Below are 16,731 nucleotides of genomic sequence, written 5' to 3'. Positions count from 1 at the left end.
AACGAAAAGCTTGGAAATGATGATCGGCGGCTTGCTGCAAGCGACGCAGGATATGCAGCGCGACATCACCGAGATCCGGCGCGACATCAAGGACAGCGATGCCCGAGCGGCGCTCAGCTACGAGCAATCTGAACAGCGCGCCGCTGCCAGCCGGGCGAAGATGTACCAGAAGACCGACGAGCTGGTGGAGCGCGTGAGCGCCACCGAAAGCGCGGTCAGCAAGCTCAATTCTGACATGACCAGCGTCAAGCAGGTGACAGCGGATGTGACTAGGTGGAAGCTCATGGGCTTGGGCGCGTTGGGCGTCACCGGTATCGCCGCCGGCGCCGTGGCCTCGGGCTTAACCTACTTCTGGCACGACATCTGGCGCGTTCTGCGCGGCGGCTGACCTTTTTCCCCGACCTTGGCAATATGATCGCCCGTCTCGGCTCGCGCCGGGGCGGGCTTTTTGCGTTATAGCGCGGAACAAACCGGCTGTGTGCTAGGTTTTGAGCGTCGGAAGCTTCGCAGCGATGACAACTCCCCAGGCTTCCACAGCCCGTCTCGCTCCACGGCAATGGCTTCGAGACGGGCTGTTCTTGCGTTCAGGCTATGCCTTGATATTCGGCGCCGGCGGCTTCATGGTCGCTTGCAATTGCAATCTCTCTACCGTCGCCACGATTGCCGCTGAGATCGCCTCGGCCTCGCCCAGCAAATCGGGACCAAATAGGCCGTTGACCGTCTCTTCGCTTGGCAGCACGCCCGGCGGGCAGTGTTCCTCGATCGTTCGCCGGATCATCGTCAGCGCCAACCGGCAATCGTCCACTTCGATCTTCATTTTTCCCACATTCAATTTCGCTAAAATGCAACCAAAACGCCCCGCGCGCCTTGTGTCGCGGTTGGAGTAACAAGTGCATGCGTAACGCCGGAGAGCGGCTGAAGTTCATCCCGCCCATGGAGCCGGAGCTTGTCGACACCCCACCTGAGGGTGACGACTGGCTGCACGAGGTCAAGTTCGACGGCTACCGCACACAGGTCATCAAGGACGCCGACGGCATCCGCCTGCTCACCAGGAGAGGGCACGACTGGACGGGCCGGTACCGCCACCTCGCCGAAGAGGCCGCGGCAATCGAGGCCGAGACCTTCATCCTCGAGGGCGAGGCCATCATGATCAATGAGGCCGGCCTGTCCGACTTCCACGCCTTGCAGGCCGCGGTGAGCAAGCGCACGCCTTCGCGCGAGCTCTACCTCGTCGCCTTCGATCTGCTCCATCTCAACGGCCACGACCTGCGCGACATGCCGGTGGAAGACCGTCGCGAGATCCTGCATGCGATGATCCCGGCCGGGGGCCGCATCCAGTTCAGCGAGGCACTGCCAGGCACCGGCGATGCCGCCTACCACCTTGCCTGCGAGGCGAACATCGAAGGCATCGTCTCGAAGCGGAAAACCAGCGCCTACCGCAGTGGGCCGACGATGAATTGGCGCAAGATCAAATGCTTCGACGAAAAGGAGATGGACATCATCGGCGTGCAGCGAGAGACCGGGAAGCCGGCCATGGTGCTGATGGCCGACAAGGGCCACTACAAGGGCGGGGCGTTCGTCACCTTCAAGGCCGACAAGCGCCAGCGCCTGTGGGATCGCGTCCAGGGCAAGGTTGGCGGGCCGGTGCCCAAGGGCCTGAAAAAGGAAAAGGCCGAATGGCTGAAGCCGGGTCTTGTCGGCCGGGTCAAATTCCTCAAGGGTGAGGAAAAGCTCCGGCATGCGAAGCTGGTGGACTACCGGGAGAATGTATGATGGCAGTAGCCAAAAAGGACCAGGAGCGCATCACCTACGCCTGGATGTATGGCGCCCAGGCGCGAAAGGACGGCAAGGAGCGCGCGGTACCCGCCTAACTGCCAGGAATTCGCCGACGCCTGGCTCCAAGGCTTTGATGGCCCGCCCATCGCCGGCGCGGGCAAGATTCGAAAATCAGCGACCAGATGGAAGCGGAGATCGACGAGGCCGGCGTCGAGAAGAGCTAAATCCGCTTGCCGGCGCGGATCATCGCCCGCGCAAGTGCAAGCTCCGCCTCGGTCCTGGCGTTCTCTTTCTGGGTCATGTTGTCGGCCGCGATGAGCCGCTTCAACGATTTCAGGATCTCGCCGCGCGTCCATCCGACCTCAAGCATGCAATCCACGATGGCTTGAAATCCCGGTTCCATGGCCTCTTGGCAATCGATCGATCGGTCCGGATATTCTTCCTGTCGCTTGGGCGGATTGAACATCTTCATTCCATGTCAGGCACTTCGCCGCTGGTGAAAAGCACATTCGGCGGGCCGTAGTCACCCAGTGCGGGGTCTGCATCTCGGCTCCAGGCTATGACACCGGCATGTTGCGCGGCAAGCGCTTTGGCCGTCCTGATGGCGCGGTCTTCGCTCTGCTGGTCTGTCGGGCCGTATGCGGTGAACAACTCACCGTCTTCGCCACGATCGAACGCGACGACAACGATCAGTTTTGGTTTCTTCTGGTTAGGCAGGACTTGATCAGACATTGCCGCTCCTAAAGGTAATGATCGCCCATCAGCTCGATGCGCCAGACAGAACCAGTGTGGCTCTCGTCGCGGCCGAGCAAAGCCGAACGGCGCCCGCAGACCGCACCCGGCATGTTCGCAGACGTGGTTTTCAATCCGCGCCCGCTCGCGGGGTGCCGCGGTCATGCCAACGGCAAGTCTGGCCGGTTCGTCGCTCATCCGTAGCGCTTGCCGAGAGGAGAAGCCTTGAGCGCGTCGAGCTGATCCTGAAGGCGGCCGTTCAGCACGATCATTTCCTTCAGGGCTTTCATCGTGTCGCCCTTGTGCAGGGCAACGAACTTGTCGGCTACGGCTTGCAATGCTGCTTCCTGGCGACTGTCGAGAGTGATGATGCGGTCTGCCATGAGCGGAACCTCCACTGTCTAGAACAACGAGCCCTGCTGCGGCGCCTGCTGTGGGAATTTGATCTGGGTGGCAGGCTTGTCGACGATCACGAGGGCATCGTCGGGCGCGGGGCGCTGCAACTTCTTCGCTTCCGACCAGGGCGCGGTAAGCCAGGTCTCGATCTCTTCCTGGCTCGTCAGGATCACCGGCATAGCCTTCTCGTGGATCGGCTTGACCAGCGCGTTGGGCGCGGTCGTCATGAAGCCGTAGAGCTCAAAGTCGCCCGGGCCATCCTTGACCTTGCGCACGCCATGCCAAGGCGTCCAGAGGCCTGCGAAGAAGAACAAGGGACGCTCCTCGTTCAGCGCGAACCAGTAATTCCGCTGGATACCGGTTTCGGGGTCTTTGTCGCCGGGCGTTGGGGACGGCTCGGCAAAGCTGGTTATGGGAACCACGCACCGATGCTCGATCCCGACATATTGCTGCCAGTGGCCATACTGTGGGTTTCGTATGTTCGTGGTGCCGTAGTCGGCGGCACCTTTCACGCGCTCGGCCGGCGTCGGCATCCCCCAGAGAAGGTTAGCGACCTCGCGCTGCCCATCCTGGGCGTTACGAACTACCGGCCCCGGCCTGTTCGGGTAGATGTCAATCGACGGTTCCAGGTTGCCGAGGATATCCCGGAGGGCGCCCGTCCACTGGCGTATGGCCTCCTGGCTGGTGGTGAGATTGTAGAGATTGCACATGTCTTGCCCCTAGTTGCGCAGGATCTCGGGAACGCTCAAAGGCCCAAGGTCGAGGATGCGCTTGTATTCGCCCGTGCGGCGCCAGACACCCCGGATTTTCCCACCCTCCCGATCGCGTTTGGAATCGAACACGTCGCCGGCAAAATGGTCAAGAAACGCCTTCGCCGCGGCGGGGTCGGAAAAGCAGTGGATGCGATAGTCCTCATATTTGCCGTTCGGCCATATCGCCTGCACGCGCCTTATCTGTGGCTTGACGCCGATGTCCTGGCAGAACTTCGTGATCATGGTCAGGTTGCGGTCAGTGCAGATGTCGTCCGGCAAGGCAACCTGGTACGGCCAATCCCGGTCGATAACCGATGGCGCCGGCGTGACGCGATTGCGTTTCGGCATCAGTGTAACGACGGCTTCTCGGTAGCTGCCTCCAGCGCATTGATTGCGTCGCGCACAGCCCGGCGCTTCGGTTCGATCGGCTCATCAGGGCGACGATGCGCAAGGGCTAGGACGGTGAAGGCCCTAGACAGGTCGCCAATAAGGTCGCGCATTGAAAGCTGGTCAACGACCTCGGCAGCAACCCGCCAAGCCAAAACAGCGTCCTCCCCGTTCAACGTGTCCTTGCCATCTTGCTCGAGATGTTCACGAAGCATTGCCAGCGCTGTCGAACGATCGGCGAGTTGCGTCTCGGGATCGGTCAGCAACTCCAGCTCTACTGATATGGGCATGCGGCCCTCCGGCCAGCCGTTACAACAGGCCTCCAATGCTGCAGCATGAGCTTGCGCCCAAGCACTTGCGGCGCGGGATGCCGAATGGTCAGGACCATCTTCGGGCGGACCGTTGATATCCCAACCTTCAACGGTAAAGGCACCGTAAGCTGCTTCCTCGGCAGTGAAGCCAGCGCGCGCCAGGGCTTCCTCTGCTGCCGCTAGGCCTCGCGAAATTTCCTCGGGCGATGCGCCCGGAACTGACAGAACGAGGTCCATGTCATCCTCCTGTGGCTATCCTGCCGATAGTGAACGAAATGAGAACATTTGAGTCAAGCCCCCTCTTGACGAGTCAGGAATACGTTCCTCATTTCTGGGTATGCCAGAGACCTATGCACCCAAAAGACGAGACTATCCGCTGTCAAATTTGAACGACGGCATGCGTCTGGTGCGCATCCGCTGTCGCTACTGCAAGCGGACCCACTGCTACTACCCCTCGGACCTCATCCAGATATTCGGGGACGTCGATGTCGATTCCCTGATGGAAAGAATGAAGTGCGAAAACGATCCAAGCCACGGCCGGCTCGATGTCGAGGCGTTCGCGCCGACGGGCAGAGAGGCAGTCGGGCTTCGGATCCGGCGCCTTGTTGCTCTCAAGATCCAGCGCGTTCCTGTCTGGCGAGAGGAGCCGCCGCGGTGACCGATCGCCTGACCGTCCGCCTAGCCTAGGCGGTTTGGCCCCGCTAGTTATCCACAGAACGACTCGCGAACGTCCGTGGGACTTCCCGTGGGACTTTTCGTCGGGTTCCCCCGATATCTGCCCAGATTGATCGGCTTCTGTTCTCATCGCGCTTTTTTGCTCTTGCACCGCAACGCCTGAGAATATAGGGCTTTGCGCGGTCCGGAGTGTAGCGCAGCCCGGTAGCGCACTTGACTGGGGGTCAAGGGGTCGTCGGTTCGAATCCGGCCACTCCGACCATTGTAAACAAGGACTTACCCCCAAAGTCCGTCTCATCGATCGCCATCTACCCCTGGCACACATCGACCCATTCGGCGCCGGTGAGATCAGCCATGCGCTGCGGTGCGATCCGCACCGCCGCGTTGGTGGCGCCGGCGGCAGGCACGACCTCTTCGAAACCGCGCAGCGACACGTCGCAATAGACCGGCAGCGGCGCCGGCAGGCCGAACGGGCAGACACCGCCGACCGGATGGCTGGTTGCCTCGATAACCTCAGCGGCCTCCAGCATGCGCGGCTTACTGCCGAACCGATCCTTGAACTTGCGATTGTCCAGCCTGGCGGTGCCGCTGGTCACGACCAGCATGGTGCGTTCGCCGACGCGAAGGCAGATCGTCTTTGCGATCTGCGCCGGCAACACGCCGTGTGCCTGCGCAGCCAATGCTACGGTCGCCGAACTCGCCTCGGTCACGATCACGTCGATATCGGGCGCCTTGCTGGCGAAAAAGGCACGAACGGATTCCAGGCTCATCGAAACCCCGCGGATCGAAATGACGAAGCAGCAAGCTAGGCCGGCGCGTCCATAAACACGTGCCAAGGCCTTCAGTCACGGCAAACAGAAAACCCGCCAAGGTCCCCGGCGGGTTTTCGAACATGCATGGCACTGGCGCTACAGCACGGGGCGGTCTTGCGCGGCCCGCGCCTGCACGGCCGTGCCGAGCAGCGCCTCCTGAGGAAGCCGAAGCGCCGACGCAATACGGCGCAGTTGCGACGGATCGGCCGTCCTGCCGTTCTCGATATCCTCGATTTCGTCGACCGACAGACCGGTTGTCAGGGAAAGCTCCTCGACACTGTATCCCTTGGTTTCCCGAATCGTTCTGAGGGCGCTATGGCCTTGCCCGGCTTCGCTGGCAACCAGTTCCGGGAGGGGTTCGCGCTTTGCACTGTATGGCATTGGCAACTCCGTTGGCTGAAAGAGTTTGATGAAAATGGTGTTGCCTGAGACGGCGAGAACATGCCCGCTTGCGGGTGATTTGCCAAGTCACAAACTGGCCGTCACAGCATCGTGAACCATGCCTGGCGGACGCCGCTCGCAACCGCTCTCGATCAAGTTCTTTTGAACACCTGATCACCTCGTCCCTCGATGATTTTTACGACCCCGTTCGTTGGTTCAATTGCGCCGGCGCGAAACCCAAGACGTTGCCGGCGCGGCTGTCATTTTCCTGAAAGGATCGATGCGATGAAATTGCGGACAATCATGATCGTGCTCGGCACGCTTTCCAGCCTTGGCCTTGCTGCAACCAGCGCGCCGGCGGCAGACACGGTGCGGGTGCGCGGCGTCGTGGCCAGTTCCGACCAATCCCAGCTGACGGTGAAAAACCGCCAGGGTGGCATGGATAAGATCAAGCTCGCTGCCGGATGGAAGATATCGGGCGTCGCGGGCGCGTCGGTAAAGGACATCAAGCTCGGCGATTTCCTCGGCATAGCATCCGTGTCGAAGGCCGATGGCGGCAGCGGCGCGCTCGAGGTCGTGGTGTTTCCCGCAGCCTTGAAAGGCACGGGCGAAGGCGACCGCGCCTGGGACCTCAAGCCCAACAGCCGCATGACCAACGGCACCGTCGCCGACGTGACCGACGTGAATGGCCGCGCGGTGACGCTGACCTATGACAACGGCCAGACAAAGAATATCTCAATCCCCGACAAGACGCCGGTCGTCACCTTCGCGCCGGCCACGCCGGGCGATCTCAAGCCCGGCGCGCCCGTCGTGATCACCGCGACGCGCGGCGTCGACGGCACGCTGAGTGCCAACCGCGTCGTGGTCGGCAACAATGGCGTGGTCCCGCCCATGTAAGCCGGTTGCGTCTGCGGCCCCGTACCGAAATTTCTCCCGCTCATCGGCGCTGTGGGCTCAGCCTGTCGGCGGAGCCCACAGCCTGCGCCGCCAGACACATTCCAGAAACAAAATTCTATATTCGGGAAATACTGACGAAAAAAAACGGGAGCGTAATCCCGCTCGCGGCGAACAGGCTGTTGGCCTGATTCAGATTGCCTGCGAAAAAAGGAAGATATCCATGAAGAAGTCCCTCCTCTCGGCCCTCGGGCTTGCAGTTGCACTTGCATTCACCATGCCAATTCTCGGCGCGACCAGCGCTGATGCGGCGCCGATGCACAAGCATCACCGTCATCATCGCAAGCACCATCGCAGCCACCACTACCATCATCACCACCACCACAAGGTTATGGGCAAGAAGGCCTGAGCTTAACCGACTGCCAATGAGAAGACCGGCTTTGGCTTCTTGTTCGAAGCCGGTCTTCTCCTGGTTTCCTCCGGATACGCGCCGTATCAGCGCGATCTCGCAGCGCTACAACGAGCGCCTGCTCTGACGAAAAAACCCCTGTTCGTGCTGCAGACCGACAAGCTGGGGCTATGGCCCTTTTTTCGTGGCACCCACAGGCGCCGCTGTCCTAAACCGGGTGCACTTTCGGGCAACATGAATCGCCCGCGCACCGATCCAGCGGAACCGAGGAATAAATAAAGGTCAGCGCCGGCTGAACAGCAGACTGGCGACCAGACCAAGCACCACAAAGCCGATCGCCGCGGCCGTCGCCGGATGCTCGCGGGCGGATTTCTCGATCGCCCTGCCCCGCTCGCGGATCGCCGGCAACGCATCGTGCAGACGTTCCGCAAGGTCGGAATACGTGTCAAGCGCCGCGTCGCGACCGTCTTCGTAATAGGCGCCGCCCCGCCTGGACGCAGCCTTCTTCAGGGCCGCCAATTCCCTGGAGAGTGCAGCGACCCGCCTGTCGAGATCGACGTCCGAGAGGGTCGAGAATAATGCCATGATGCGTTTCCTTGTCTGCTCAAGCCTTGTCTTGCTCAAGAAAACGTAACGCATCACCCAAAGGCGGGTTCCCGTTCTTCAGGCGCCGGCCGGTTGCCCGTCAGCGCACTTGGTCGAGGAGGCGCTTGCATTCGAGGAGGTCGAACAACGCTTCCTGCAACAGCGCGCGATTGTCCCGCGACAGTTTCGAAGCGTCCGGCTGGACCGGGCCTTCCTCGTCGCTCTTGCCAAGACCGAAGAAACGGCGGCTGGGCTTGACCCTCGGCTGGCCAACCAGTTCGTCATCTCCGCCGCGCGGCTGCGCTGCCGCCGTCAACGGCACCTGGTCGGCCTGCTTTCGTTGCGAGATCGCCTCGACGGCGGCCATATCGCCATTGCCGATGGCAACCAGGAAATGGTTGCCGTTTTCGCGCAACAGCTTCTGCACGCCCTTGATGGTGTAGCCCTGGTCGTAGAGCATATGGCGAATGCCCTTGATCAGTTCGACATCCTGCGGCCGGTAGTAGCGGCGGCCGCCGCCGCGTTTCATCGGCTTGATCTGGTTGAAACGCGTTTCCCAGAAGCGCAGCACGTGCTGCGGCAGATCGAGGTCTTCGGCGACCTCGCTGATGGTGCGAAAGGCGTCAGGGCTCTTGTCCATGGGCGAAATCCTCACACTGGAGCATGATCCCGGGACATGGGAACCGGCGTTCGAACGGGATTCCCTCGACAGGAGGGGAGCTCATTCCGGCTGCGCGTAACGATCACGCGGAACACCAATCCGGCCATGTTGCCGAATCGGGTCTCATTTCAGCGGTTTGTGAGGCAATATTCAAGCCCGGCATCATCGCAAGGCCTGTTTTCAACCGTGCATTTGCAGCGAGCCTACTTGCCGCCCTTCGCCTTGCCGCTCTGGTGGGAGCGCAAGATGCGGTTCTTCAGCACGTTCGACGACTTGAAGGTCATCACCCGCCGCGGCAGGATCGGCACCTCTTCGCCGGTCTTGGGATTGCGCCCGATGCGCTCGTTCTTGGAGCGGACGTGGAACGTCGCGAAAGACGACAGTTTCACCGTCTCGCCACGGACGATCGCCTCGCAGATCTCGTCCAGCACCGCCTCGACGAGTTCGGCCGATTCAGTGCGCGACAAACCTACCTTGCGGTAAACGGCTTCGGCAAGGTCGGCGCGCGTAAGTGTCTTTCCCCCCATGCGACCGTCCCATCAGCTCAAACATAAAATCGACACAACAGCGGCAGAGCCTAAGTAATTGATCCGGCAAGGTCAAGGACCGAACCGGACCGTTCGGCACTTACCAGCGAAGCAGAACCGCGCCCCAGGTGAAGCCGCCGCCCATCGCTTCCAGAAGCACAAGGTCGCCCTTTTTGATGCGGCCATCGGCAACAGCCACGGAAAGCGCCAGCGGCACGGAAGCAGCCGAGGTGTTACCGTGCAGATTGACCGTCACCACCACCTTTTCCTCAGCTATCCCGAGCTTCCTGGCGGAAGCGTCAATGATCCGTTTATTGGCCTGATGCGGCACGAACCAGTCCAGGTCGTCGGCGGTGATGCCGGCCTGCGAAAACGTCGCCTCGATGACGTCGGTGATCATGCCCACCGCATGCTTGAAGACCTCGCGGCCTTCCATCCTGAGATAGCCGACCGTTCCCGTCGTCGAAGGCCCGCCGTCGACAAAGAGCTTGTCCTTGTGCGCGCCGTCGGAGCGCAGGCTCATCGCTAGCACACCGCGGTCGGCAATACTGCCGCCCCCTTCGCCGGCTTCAAGAACCAGGGCGCCGGCGCCATCGCCGAACAGTACGCAGGTCGAGCGATCGGTCCAGTCGAGGATGCGCGAGAAGGTCTCCGAGCCGATCACCAGCACACGCTTGGCCAAGCCGCCGCGAATATAGAGGTCGGCCGTGGTTACCGCATAGACGAAGCCCGAGCATACCGCCTGCAGGTCGAAGGCAAAGCCGTGATGCATGCCGAGCCGGTTCTGGATTTCGACGGCCGTGGCCGGAAAAGTATTGTTGGGTGTCGAGGTCGCCAGCACGATCAGGTCGATGTCTCCGGGTGTCAGGCCGGCATCGGCGAGCGCTGCGCGCGCCGCCGCCTCACCCAGCGAAGCGGTGGTCTCGTCGTCGGCCGCGATATGGCGCTGGCGGATGCCGGTGCGCTGGGCGATCCACTCGTCCGAGGTTTCGACCATGCCTTCAAAGTCGGCATTCTTCATGATGCGGCGGGGCAGCGCGGCGCCCATGCCGCGCACGACTGATCTGATCAAAGTTCTTTCCTATTCCTTTGCGTCGCTGACGACGTCGGATTTCCTAGATGTCTGGGCATGCGGATTGCGCGCATGGAACAAGTCCAGGTCGGCCTCGATGCGGTCGAGCAGATTGTTGCGCACCATATCGTAGCCGAGTTCGATGGCGGCGGCGAAACCATCCGAATCGGCGCCGCCGTGGCTTTTCACCACAATGCCGTTCAGCCCCAGGAAAACGCCGCCATTGGAGCGGCCGACATCCATCTTTTCGCGCAGGCGATCGAACGCGCCCTTGGCGAAGATATAGCCGATCCTGGCCATCAGCGTACGGCTCATCGCCGCCCGCAGGTAGCCGCCAATCTGGCGCACCGTGCCTTCCGCCGTCTTCAGGGCGATGTTGCCGGCGAAGCCTTCGGTGACGACGACGTCGACCACGCCCTTGCCGATATCGTCGCCCTCGACGAAACCGTGATAGTTCATCGAGGCCATATTGGCTTCACGCAGCATGCGCCCAGCCTCCTTGACCTCTTCCTGGCCCTTGATCTCCTCGACGCCGACATTGAGTAGGCCGACACTGGGCCGCGAGACGCCGAAGACCGATCGGGCCATGCCGGTTCCAAGGATGGCAAAATCAATGAGCTGGTGCGCATCCGCGCCAATGGTGGCGCCGACGTCGAGGACCACGCTTTCGCCGCGCAGCGTCGGCCAAAGTGCCGCGATCGCCGGGCGGTCGATGGTGGCCATGGTGCGCAGGCAGAATTTCGACATCGCCATCAGCGCGCCGGTGTTGCCGGCCGAGACGCACGCGTCCGCCGTACCCGACTTGACCGCCTCGACAGCCTTCCACATCGACGATTTCCAGCGGCCATGGCGCAGCGCCTGGCTCGGCTTGTCGTCCATCCTGACGGCCACCTCGCAGTGGAAGAATTCGCTCACACCGGCCAGCTTGGGAAATTTGGCCAGTTCGGGTCGTACGGCCTCCTCCCGCCCGTAGATGACGAAGCGGACGTCGGGACGGCGGGTCGCGACCGTCATGAGCGCCGGAATGACCACGGCTGGTCCGTGATCGCCGCCCATGGCATCGATGGAAATCCTGATCACGCGGTATTCATCTCACGGTTTTGCTTAGGCGGCGGATCGTTTTAGTGATCGCGAAGGTTCGGCGAAAATAGCGGTTTTGGACATTCGCACAACCGACTTTTCCGTCGCGGGTGAGGTTTTCAGGATTTTCCCAACAGCGACCGCAGTTTCTGCTGAAATTCATTCTCCACCGGTTCGGCCTCGCGGCCGGCATCAAGCGACGCACCCGGCTTGCGCGGATAAGGATCGATGGCCAGTCCGAAGAACTGCTCGGCGAGTGCCCCGACATCGATCGTGTCGCCTGAAAAAGTTTCGGGACTGTCAGGTCCATCCGCGTCGAGCAGGATCTCGCCGCCGCCTTCGAATCCCTGTCGTCCAAGCTTGGAATCCTCGGGCAGGAACAGAGCCTCGAATGATTCGTCGATATGCGCCCCGACCGGATCGAGCGTGACGATACAGGCCTGGGTGATGTCGGCCTCGACCCGGCCGCTGACCTTCACGCCATTGCGTTTCCACGGCGTCACCAGGAATTCGGCACGGTAGGCTTCGACCGAGAGCAAGCTGTGCTCTTCGGCGAGGGTCGCGCGCTGGGTGGCGTCGGCCTCGATGACCACCGGCAAGCCCTTCTGCGGCAGGCGGGCGACGTTGGCAAAAAACGATACCGGACTTTGCGGATCGGCGTGCTTCATCGATCTGCCTCCTGGGCGAGCGGAAAGGTCACCGTGCCGGAGACGATCGCCCGGCACGGCTGCGTGGCCAGCCGGTTGCGGGCATCGGCGACATAGTCGGACAGTCGTGACGCTTCCGCCCAGGCCGCGGCGTCGGGCCGGACATTGCGTGCAAGGGCGGCGGTGAGCCCATCATGATCATTGCGCTCCAATGCGTCGTCATAGGCGGCGGTGCGGCCATAAAACATCTTCGCCAGCTTTTTCATGCGCTTGGGCACTCCGACATCGCCAATGCCGAGTTCCCGCAGCGAATGGTCGACGTCGAGGAAAAACTCGTCGATCAGCACCTGCGCGATCTCCTGCGCCACGCCGTCTTCCCCACGCAGCCGGTGCTGGACCAGGAACATGTGCAGCGACAGCATCTCGAAACGCCCAAGCGGCGTGTCCGGCACACTCCAGTGGGAATAAAATACGGTCTGCCGCGCGGCCGCCACGATTTGTGCGTAAAGCGCGTCGGTGATGGCGCGGTTGGCGTGGCGTTCGCGACCAAAAAGGCGCTGGAACATGGGGATGGTCTCCGGGGACCGTTTGTTGAATTGGCCTTGTTGCATCGGCAAGCAAGCTGGTTTACCGGTTTTGCGGCCCAGCGCAAGTTGCGGCGATATAATGGAGAATTGTTGTTGCGCGCGCTGAATTTCAAGTCGACCTTCTCTTCCAGGCCCGCTGGCGCGATCTCGCTGCTGGCCATCATTGCGGCGCTTTCGGCCTGCAACAGTTCCAAGATGATCGGTGATCTGAACCCCAGCGAAACGCTGACGCAGGGGTATGTCATCGATCAGCAGGCGATCGATTCGGTGCCGGTCGGCTCAAGCCGCGAGCAGGTGCTGCTGGCGCTCGGCACGCCCTCGACGACGGCGACCTTCGACAATGAAGCCTTTTACTACATCTCGCAGACTCGCAAGCGCTATGTCGCCTTCGACAAGCCCCGGCTGATCAATCAGCATGTGCTGGCGGTTTATTTCGGGGCCGATGGGCGGGTCACCCAGATCGCCAATTACGGCCTGAAGGACGGCAAGATCTTCGACTTCATCTCGCGCACCACGCCGACTGGCGGCAAGGACCAGAACTTCCTCAGCCAGATCATCAACGGCGCCAGCAAGCTGGCGCCCGGCATTCCCGGCGGCGGCACTCCCTGATCTCAGACCCGCCTCCCCTTGGGGATGGCAGCACCATCTCAGGCGACCAAAAACCCGTGGGAGCGATCCCACGGGTTTTTGTTATCATGGGGCGGGAGAGGCCGGCTCGTGGGCGATGGGCAGACAGCGACGGCAGGACGCGGACGCAGCCGTTGAAATTCGTTTTCCGCGTTCCAAAACCGCCGTCAAATAAAAACCCGCGGGGATTGCTCCCCGCGGGTTTTCAATGTCGAGCTTTGCCGCTCAGCCGTGCGCCAGCACCGCCAGCAGCAGGAGCGCCACGATATTGGTGATCTTGATCGCCGGGTTGACCGCCGGGCCGGCCGTGTCCTTGTAGGGATCGCCGACCGTATCGCCGGTCACCGAGGCCTTGTGCGCCTCGGAACCCTTCAGGTGCTTGATGCCGTCCTTGTCGGTGAATCCGTCCTCGAACGACTTCTTGGCGTTGTCCCAGGCGCCGCCGCCCGAAGTCATCGAGATGGCGACGAACAAGCCGTTGACGATGACGCCGAGCAGAGAGGCGCCGAGAGCCGCAAAGGCCGACGCTTTCGAGCCCGAGATCAGCAGCACGCCGAAATAGACGACGAGCGGCGCCAGCACCGGCAGCAGCGACGGGATGATCATTTCCCGGATCGCCGCCTTGGTCAGAAGATCTACCGCGCGCGCATAGTTCGGCTTGGACGTGCCGGCCATGATGCCCGGGTCGTCACGGAACTGCTTGCGCACCTCCTCGACGATGGCGCCCGCCGCGCGGCCGACGGCCGTCATGGCGATGCCACCGAACAGATACGGGATCAAGCCGCCGAAGATCAGGCCGGCGACGACGTAGGGGTTGGAAAGATCGAAGGAGACCTCGCCCATGCCCTGGAAGTAGGGATATTTGTCGCCATTGGCGGCAAAGAATTTCAGGTCGTTCGAATAGGCCGCGAACAGCACCAGTGCGCCGAGGCCCGCCGAACCGATGGCATAGCCCTTGGTCACCGCCTTGGTGGTGTTGCCGACCGCGTCGAGCGCGTCGGTGGAGTGGCGCACTTCCTTGGGCAGGCCGGCCATTTCGGCGATGCCGCCGGCATTGTCGGTGACCGGGCCAAAGGCATCGAGCGCGACGATCATGCCGGCAAGGCCGAGCATGGTGGTGACGGCGATCGCCGTGCCGTAAAGGCCGGCGAGCTGATAGGTCGAGATGATGCCACCGACGATGACGATGGCCGGCAGTGCCGTCGATTCCAGAGAGACCGCAAGGCCCTGGATGACGTTGGTGCCGTGCCCGGTCACCGACGCCTGGGCGATCGAGTTGACCGGACGCTTGTTGGTGCCGGTGTAGTACTCGGTGATCACGACGATGAGACCGGTCACCACGAGGCCGATCAGGCCGCAGATGAACAGGTTCTTGCCGGTGATGACCATGCCGGCGACAGTGCCGACCTCGCCCCAGCCAAGCGTGGCCGAGGTGGCGACGCCCAAGCCCACGATGGACAACAGGCCGGTGACGATCAGCCCCTTGTAGAGCGCGCCCATGATCGAACCGTTGGAGCCGAGCTTGACGAAGAAAGTACCGACGATCGAGGTCAGGATGCAGGCGCCGCAGATAGCGAGCGGATAGAGCATCGCGGCACTCAGAACCGCGGTGCCGCCAAAGAAGATGGCGCCCAGCACCATGGTGGCGACGACTGTCACCGCATAGGTCTCGAACAGGTCGGCCGCCATACCGGCGCAGTCGCCGACATTGTCGCCGACATTGTCGGCAATGGTGGCGGGGTTGCGCGGATCATCCTCGGGAATACCAGCTTCGACCTTGCCGACCAGATCGCCGCCGACATCGGCACCCTTGGTGAAGATGCCGCCGCCGAGACGGGCGAAGATCGAGATCAGCGAGGCGCCGAAGCCGAGCGAAACCAGCGAGTCGATGACGATACGGTCATTGGGCTGAAGCCCCATGAAATGGGTGAGGATCAGGTAGTAGATCGACACGCCAAGCAGGGCAAGGCCGGCAACAAGCATGCCGGTGATGGCGCCCGACTTGAATGCGATGTCGAGGCCGGCGGCAAGGCTGTTGGAAGCGGCCTGTGCCGTGCGAACATTGGCCCGCACCGAAACATGCATGCCGATGAAGCCGGCCGCGCCCGAAAGCACGGCCCCGATCAGGAAGCCGATCGCGGCGGTGATGGACAGCAGCCACCAGGCGAGCAGCAGCACGACCACGCCGACGATGGCGATGGTGGTGTACTGGCGCGCCAGATAGGCTTGCGCGCCCTCACGGATGGCGGCGGAGATTTCCTGCATGCGTGCATTGCCCTGGTCCGACGCGAGGACCGAACGTGTCGCCCAGATGGCGTAAAGGACAGAAAGCAGGCCGCAGGCGATGACGGCGGAAATTATGGTCATGCCGGGTTTTCCTCGATTGCTGGCCCAAAAGAACCCCTCCCTGGGCCGTTGAGACAAAGACGGAATCCCGTGCGCGGAATCCCCCTCTTCGCAGCGGTGTATGCGAAACAGGGCCGCGAACGTCAAGATATTGTTCGGTTTTTGCCCGGCTTTCGCCCAAAAGAGCCAGACGGCGGCAGATGTCGCCATGCCGCTGCTGCTTTATATCGATTGAAATCACGGATCAGCACTCAGGTTTGGCGCAGATCACCGTCTGGCTGGATGACGAAGATCAGCACCGCCAGCATGGTCATGTAGAACATGAATGCCTTCTGCTGGCCGTTCCAGATGCTCGATTGCCACATGGCGAACCACTCGCCGCCCACCACCATAAATCCAAGATACCAGATCAGGAATCCCATCGTCGCGGCGATAACGGCGAATTTCTTGGCATCGTTGAAAACCTCTCCGCTGGCATTGCGCGCTTGCCACAGGTTCCAGGCCGCGATCAGGTAGAGCAGACAGGTCAGCGCCTCGCCGGCGATGATGAGCCAGTAGCCCGTCGTCCATAGCGAGGGGTCGGTGATCGAGCGATACATCAGCGCGTTCCCGGGAAAGGTCGTGTCCATGCTCAGCACGTGCTGGACAAAGGCGAAGTTTGAGCCGTAATCGGTGACGTTGCCGAAAGCGACAAGAAAGGCGAAAGCCGCCAGACAGAGACACATGACGATCTTGGAGAAGCGCAAGGTCATGGCAAGAACTCCTGCTGAAGGATCGGGGCATCGGCCCAATCAATCGCCGAGTCCCGAAGATCGCGCAACTGGCAGGCGGGTGTTGATTACGCTCACGGCCAGCGCAAGACATTATGCCGGCAAGCAAGTCATCGCCGAACCCATCGAGGCGCTCCAGCTCGGCAGCGATTGCGCCGTGGGTGATCTTGTCTCGCTCGTGAAAGCCGGCACACAACACGACTTTGCCGTCATCTGCCGCCGCTGGATCTGCAAAGAGCAAGGCATCGAACTCGAACTGACGCTCGACCACCCTGCCCGTTCAAGTGGACGTTGAAAGATCGGA

24 protein-coding genes and 1 tRNA gene are annotated in these 16,731 nt (G+C 61.9%); 7 read left to right on the top strand and 18 right to left on the bottom strand.

Features of this window, described 5'->3' with window-relative positions; genetic code table 11:
* The first annotated feature begins 16 nt into the window (after positions 1 to 16).
* Complete coding sequence (locus FJ953_RS15270) at positions 17 to 388, top strand: DUF1515 family protein (RefSeq protein ID WP_246674824.1); 372 nt, start codon at positions 17 to 19, stop codon at positions 386 to 388.
* A gap of 201 nt (positions 389 to 589) precedes the next feature.
* On the opposite strand, the gene FJ953_RS15265 is transcribed toward FJ953_RS15270, so the two are convergent.
* Positions 590 to 817: a hypothetical protein gene (locus FJ953_RS15265; RefSeq protein WP_140624662.1), complete on the bottom strand. Its 228-nt coding sequence runs from the start codon at positions 815 to 817 to the stop codon at positions 590 to 592.
* Between the two features lie 77 nt (positions 818 to 894).
* Between FJ953_RS15265 and FJ953_RS15260 the strand changes: the two genes are divergently transcribed.
* Positions 895 to 1,773, top strand: coding sequence for an RNA ligase family protein (locus FJ953_RS15260; RefSeq protein WP_140624661.1), 879 nt, complete (start codon positions 895 to 897; stop codon positions 1,771 to 1,773).
* A gap of 223 nt (positions 1,774 to 1,996) precedes the next feature.
* Here FJ953_RS15260 and FJ953_RS31170 read toward each other — a convergent pair whose 3' ends face one another.
* From FJ953_RS31170 to FJ953_RS15225, 6 genes are all read right to left on the bottom strand, one after another.
* Positions 1,997 to 2,242: a hypothetical protein gene (locus tag FJ953_RS31170; RefSeq protein ID WP_140624660.1), complete on the bottom strand. Its 246-nt coding sequence runs from the start codon at positions 2,240 to 2,242 to the stop codon at positions 1,997 to 1,999.
* Positions 2,243 to 2,244: 2 nt separating this feature from the next.
* The gene (locus FJ953_RS15245; protein ID WP_140624766.1) at positions 2,245 to 2,508 is read right to left on the bottom strand and encodes a hypothetical protein; all 264 of its coding nucleotides are present in this window, start codon (positions 2,506 to 2,508) and stop codon (positions 2,245 to 2,247) included.
* A 194-nt stretch (positions 2,509 to 2,702) separates the two neighbouring features.
* Entirely contained in the window at positions 2,703 to 2,891 is a 189-nt protein-coding gene (locus tag FJ953_RS30490; protein ID WP_181175020.1) for a hypothetical protein, read from the bottom strand.
* Between the two features lie 18 nt (positions 2,892 to 2,909).
* On the bottom strand, positions 2,910 to 3,614 hold the full coding sequence (locus tag FJ953_RS15235) for an SOS response-associated peptidase (RefSeq protein WP_140624659.1): 705 nt from the start codon (positions 3,612 to 3,614) through the stop codon (positions 2,910 to 2,912).
* Between the two features lie 9 nt (positions 3,615 to 3,623).
* Positions 3,624 to 4,004 carry a hypothetical protein gene (locus FJ953_RS15230; RefSeq protein ID WP_140624658.1) on the bottom strand — a complete coding sequence of 127 codons (381 nt, stop codon included), beginning with the start codon at positions 4,002 to 4,004 and terminating at the stop codon, positions 3,624 to 3,626.
* Positions 4,004 to 4,591, bottom strand: a complete 588-nt coding sequence (locus FJ953_RS15225) for a hypothetical protein (protein ID WP_140624657.1) — start codon at positions 4,589 to 4,591, stop codon at positions 4,004 to 4,006. The genes FJ953_RS15230 and FJ953_RS15225 overlap by 1 nt, the downstream gene beginning before the upstream one ends.
* A gap of 623 nt (positions 4,592 to 5,214) precedes the next feature.
* On the opposite strand from FJ953_RS15225, the gene FJ953_RS15220 reads away from it, so the two are divergent.
* Positions 5,215 to 5,291 (top strand) — tRNA-Pro (locus FJ953_RS15220).
* A gap of 46 nt (positions 5,292 to 5,337) precedes the next feature.
* Here FJ953_RS15220 and FJ953_RS15215 read toward each other — a convergent pair.
* Positions 5,338 to 5,799, bottom strand: coding sequence for a YbaK/EbsC family protein (locus tag FJ953_RS15215; protein WP_140624656.1), 462 nt, complete (start codon positions 5,797 to 5,799; stop codon positions 5,338 to 5,340).
* A gap of 138 nt (positions 5,800 to 5,937) precedes the next feature.
* Entirely contained in the window at positions 5,938 to 6,222 is a 285-nt protein-coding gene (locus FJ953_RS15210) for a helix-turn-helix transcriptional regulator (protein WP_140624655.1), read from the bottom strand.
* A 285-nt stretch (positions 6,223 to 6,507) separates the two neighbouring features.
* On the opposite strand from FJ953_RS15210, the gene FJ953_RS15205 reads away from it, so the two are divergent.
* Together FJ953_RS15205 and FJ953_RS15200 are read left to right on the top strand one after the other, a co-directional pair.
* Complete coding sequence (locus FJ953_RS15205) at positions 6,508 to 7,119, top strand: hypothetical protein (RefSeq protein ID WP_140624654.1); 612 nt, start codon at positions 6,508 to 6,510, stop codon at positions 7,117 to 7,119.
* A 220-nt stretch (positions 7,120 to 7,339) separates the two neighbouring features.
* Positions 7,340 to 7,525 (top strand): hypothetical protein, encoded by a 186-nt coding sequence (locus tag FJ953_RS15200; RefSeq protein WP_140494001.1) that lies wholly within the window; start codon positions 7,340 to 7,342, stop codon positions 7,523 to 7,525.
* A 282-nt stretch (positions 7,526 to 7,807) separates the two neighbouring features.
* Here the strand turns inward: FJ953_RS15200 and FJ953_RS15195 are convergent, their stop codons facing one another.
* The 7 genes from FJ953_RS15195 to FJ953_RS15165 form a co-directional block, all read right to left on the bottom strand.
* Positions 7,808 to 8,110 (bottom strand): hypothetical protein, encoded by a 303-nt coding sequence (locus tag FJ953_RS15195; protein WP_140515713.1) that lies wholly within the window; start codon positions 8,108 to 8,110, stop codon positions 7,808 to 7,810.
* A 100-nt stretch (positions 8,111 to 8,210) separates the two neighbouring features.
* A complete protein-coding gene (locus FJ953_RS15190) occupies positions 8,211 to 8,750 on the bottom strand; it encodes a MerR family transcriptional regulator (protein ID WP_140494005.1) in 540 nt (179 codons plus the stop codon).
* 224 nt (positions 8,751 to 8,974) lie between these two features.
* Positions 8,975 to 9,298 carry an integration host factor subunit alpha gene (locus FJ953_RS15185; RefSeq protein ID WP_140494007.1) on the bottom strand — a complete coding sequence of 108 codons (324 nt, stop codon included), beginning with the start codon at positions 9,296 to 9,298 and terminating at the stop codon, positions 8,975 to 8,977.
* Between the two features lie 100 nt (positions 9,299 to 9,398).
* Positions 9,399 to 10,370, bottom strand: a complete 972-nt coding sequence (locus tag FJ953_RS15180) for a beta-ketoacyl-ACP synthase III (protein WP_140494008.1) — start codon at positions 10,368 to 10,370, stop codon at positions 9,399 to 9,401.
* A 9-nt stretch (positions 10,371 to 10,379) separates the two neighbouring features.
* Positions 10,380 to 11,450 (bottom strand): phosphate acyltransferase PlsX, encoded by a 1,071-nt coding sequence (gene plsX, locus FJ953_RS15175; protein ID WP_140494009.1) that lies wholly within the window; start codon positions 11,448 to 11,450, stop codon positions 10,380 to 10,382.
* A 119-nt stretch (positions 11,451 to 11,569) separates the two neighbouring features.
* Positions 11,570 to 12,118, bottom strand: coding sequence for a DUF177 domain-containing protein (locus FJ953_RS15170; protein WP_140515709.1), 549 nt, complete (start codon positions 12,116 to 12,118; stop codon positions 11,570 to 11,572).
* On the bottom strand, positions 12,115 to 12,663 hold the full coding sequence (locus tag FJ953_RS15165) for a ubiquinol-cytochrome C chaperone family protein (protein WP_140624653.1): 549 nt from the start codon (positions 12,661 to 12,663) through the stop codon (positions 12,115 to 12,117). Before FJ953_RS15165 ends, FJ953_RS15170 begins: the two co-directional genes overlap by 4 nt.
* Positions 12,664 to 12,777: 114 nt before the next feature.
* Between FJ953_RS15165 and FJ953_RS15160 the strand changes: the two genes are divergently transcribed.
* Complete coding sequence (locus FJ953_RS15160; RefSeq protein ID WP_140624652.1) at positions 12,778 to 13,293, top strand: outer membrane protein assembly factor BamE; 516 nt, start codon at positions 12,778 to 12,780, stop codon at positions 13,291 to 13,293.
* A gap of 243 nt (positions 13,294 to 13,536) precedes the next feature.
* Here FJ953_RS15160 and FJ953_RS15155 read toward each other — a convergent pair whose 3' ends face one another.
* Together FJ953_RS15155 and FJ953_RS15150 are read right to left on the bottom strand one after the other, a co-directional pair.
* On the bottom strand, positions 13,537 to 15,678 hold the full coding sequence (locus FJ953_RS15155) for a sodium-translocating pyrophosphatase (RefSeq protein WP_140521791.1): 2,142 nt from the start codon (positions 15,676 to 15,678) through the stop codon (positions 13,537 to 13,539).
* A gap of 230 nt (positions 15,679 to 15,908) precedes the next feature.
* Complete coding sequence (locus FJ953_RS15150) at positions 15,909 to 16,409, bottom strand: DUF2165 domain-containing protein (protein ID WP_140515707.1); 501 nt, start codon at positions 16,407 to 16,409, stop codon at positions 15,909 to 15,911.
* On the opposite strand from FJ953_RS15150, the gene FJ953_RS15145 reads away from it, so the two are divergent.
* Positions 16,381 to 16,722, top strand: a complete 342-nt coding sequence (locus FJ953_RS15145) for a hypothetical protein (protein ID WP_224519177.1) — start codon at positions 16,381 to 16,383, stop codon at positions 16,720 to 16,722. The genes FJ953_RS15150 and FJ953_RS15145 overlap by 29 nt on opposite strands.
* Positions 16,723 to 16,731 lie beyond the last annotated feature (9 nt).

The sequence above is a fragment of the Mesorhizobium sp. B2-3-6 genome, assembly GCF_006442305.1.
Taxonomy (GTDB): domain Bacteria; phylum Pseudomonadota; class Alphaproteobacteria; order Rhizobiales; family Rhizobiaceae; genus Mesorhizobium.
This window is presented reverse-complemented; position numbering and strand designations above follow the sequence as displayed.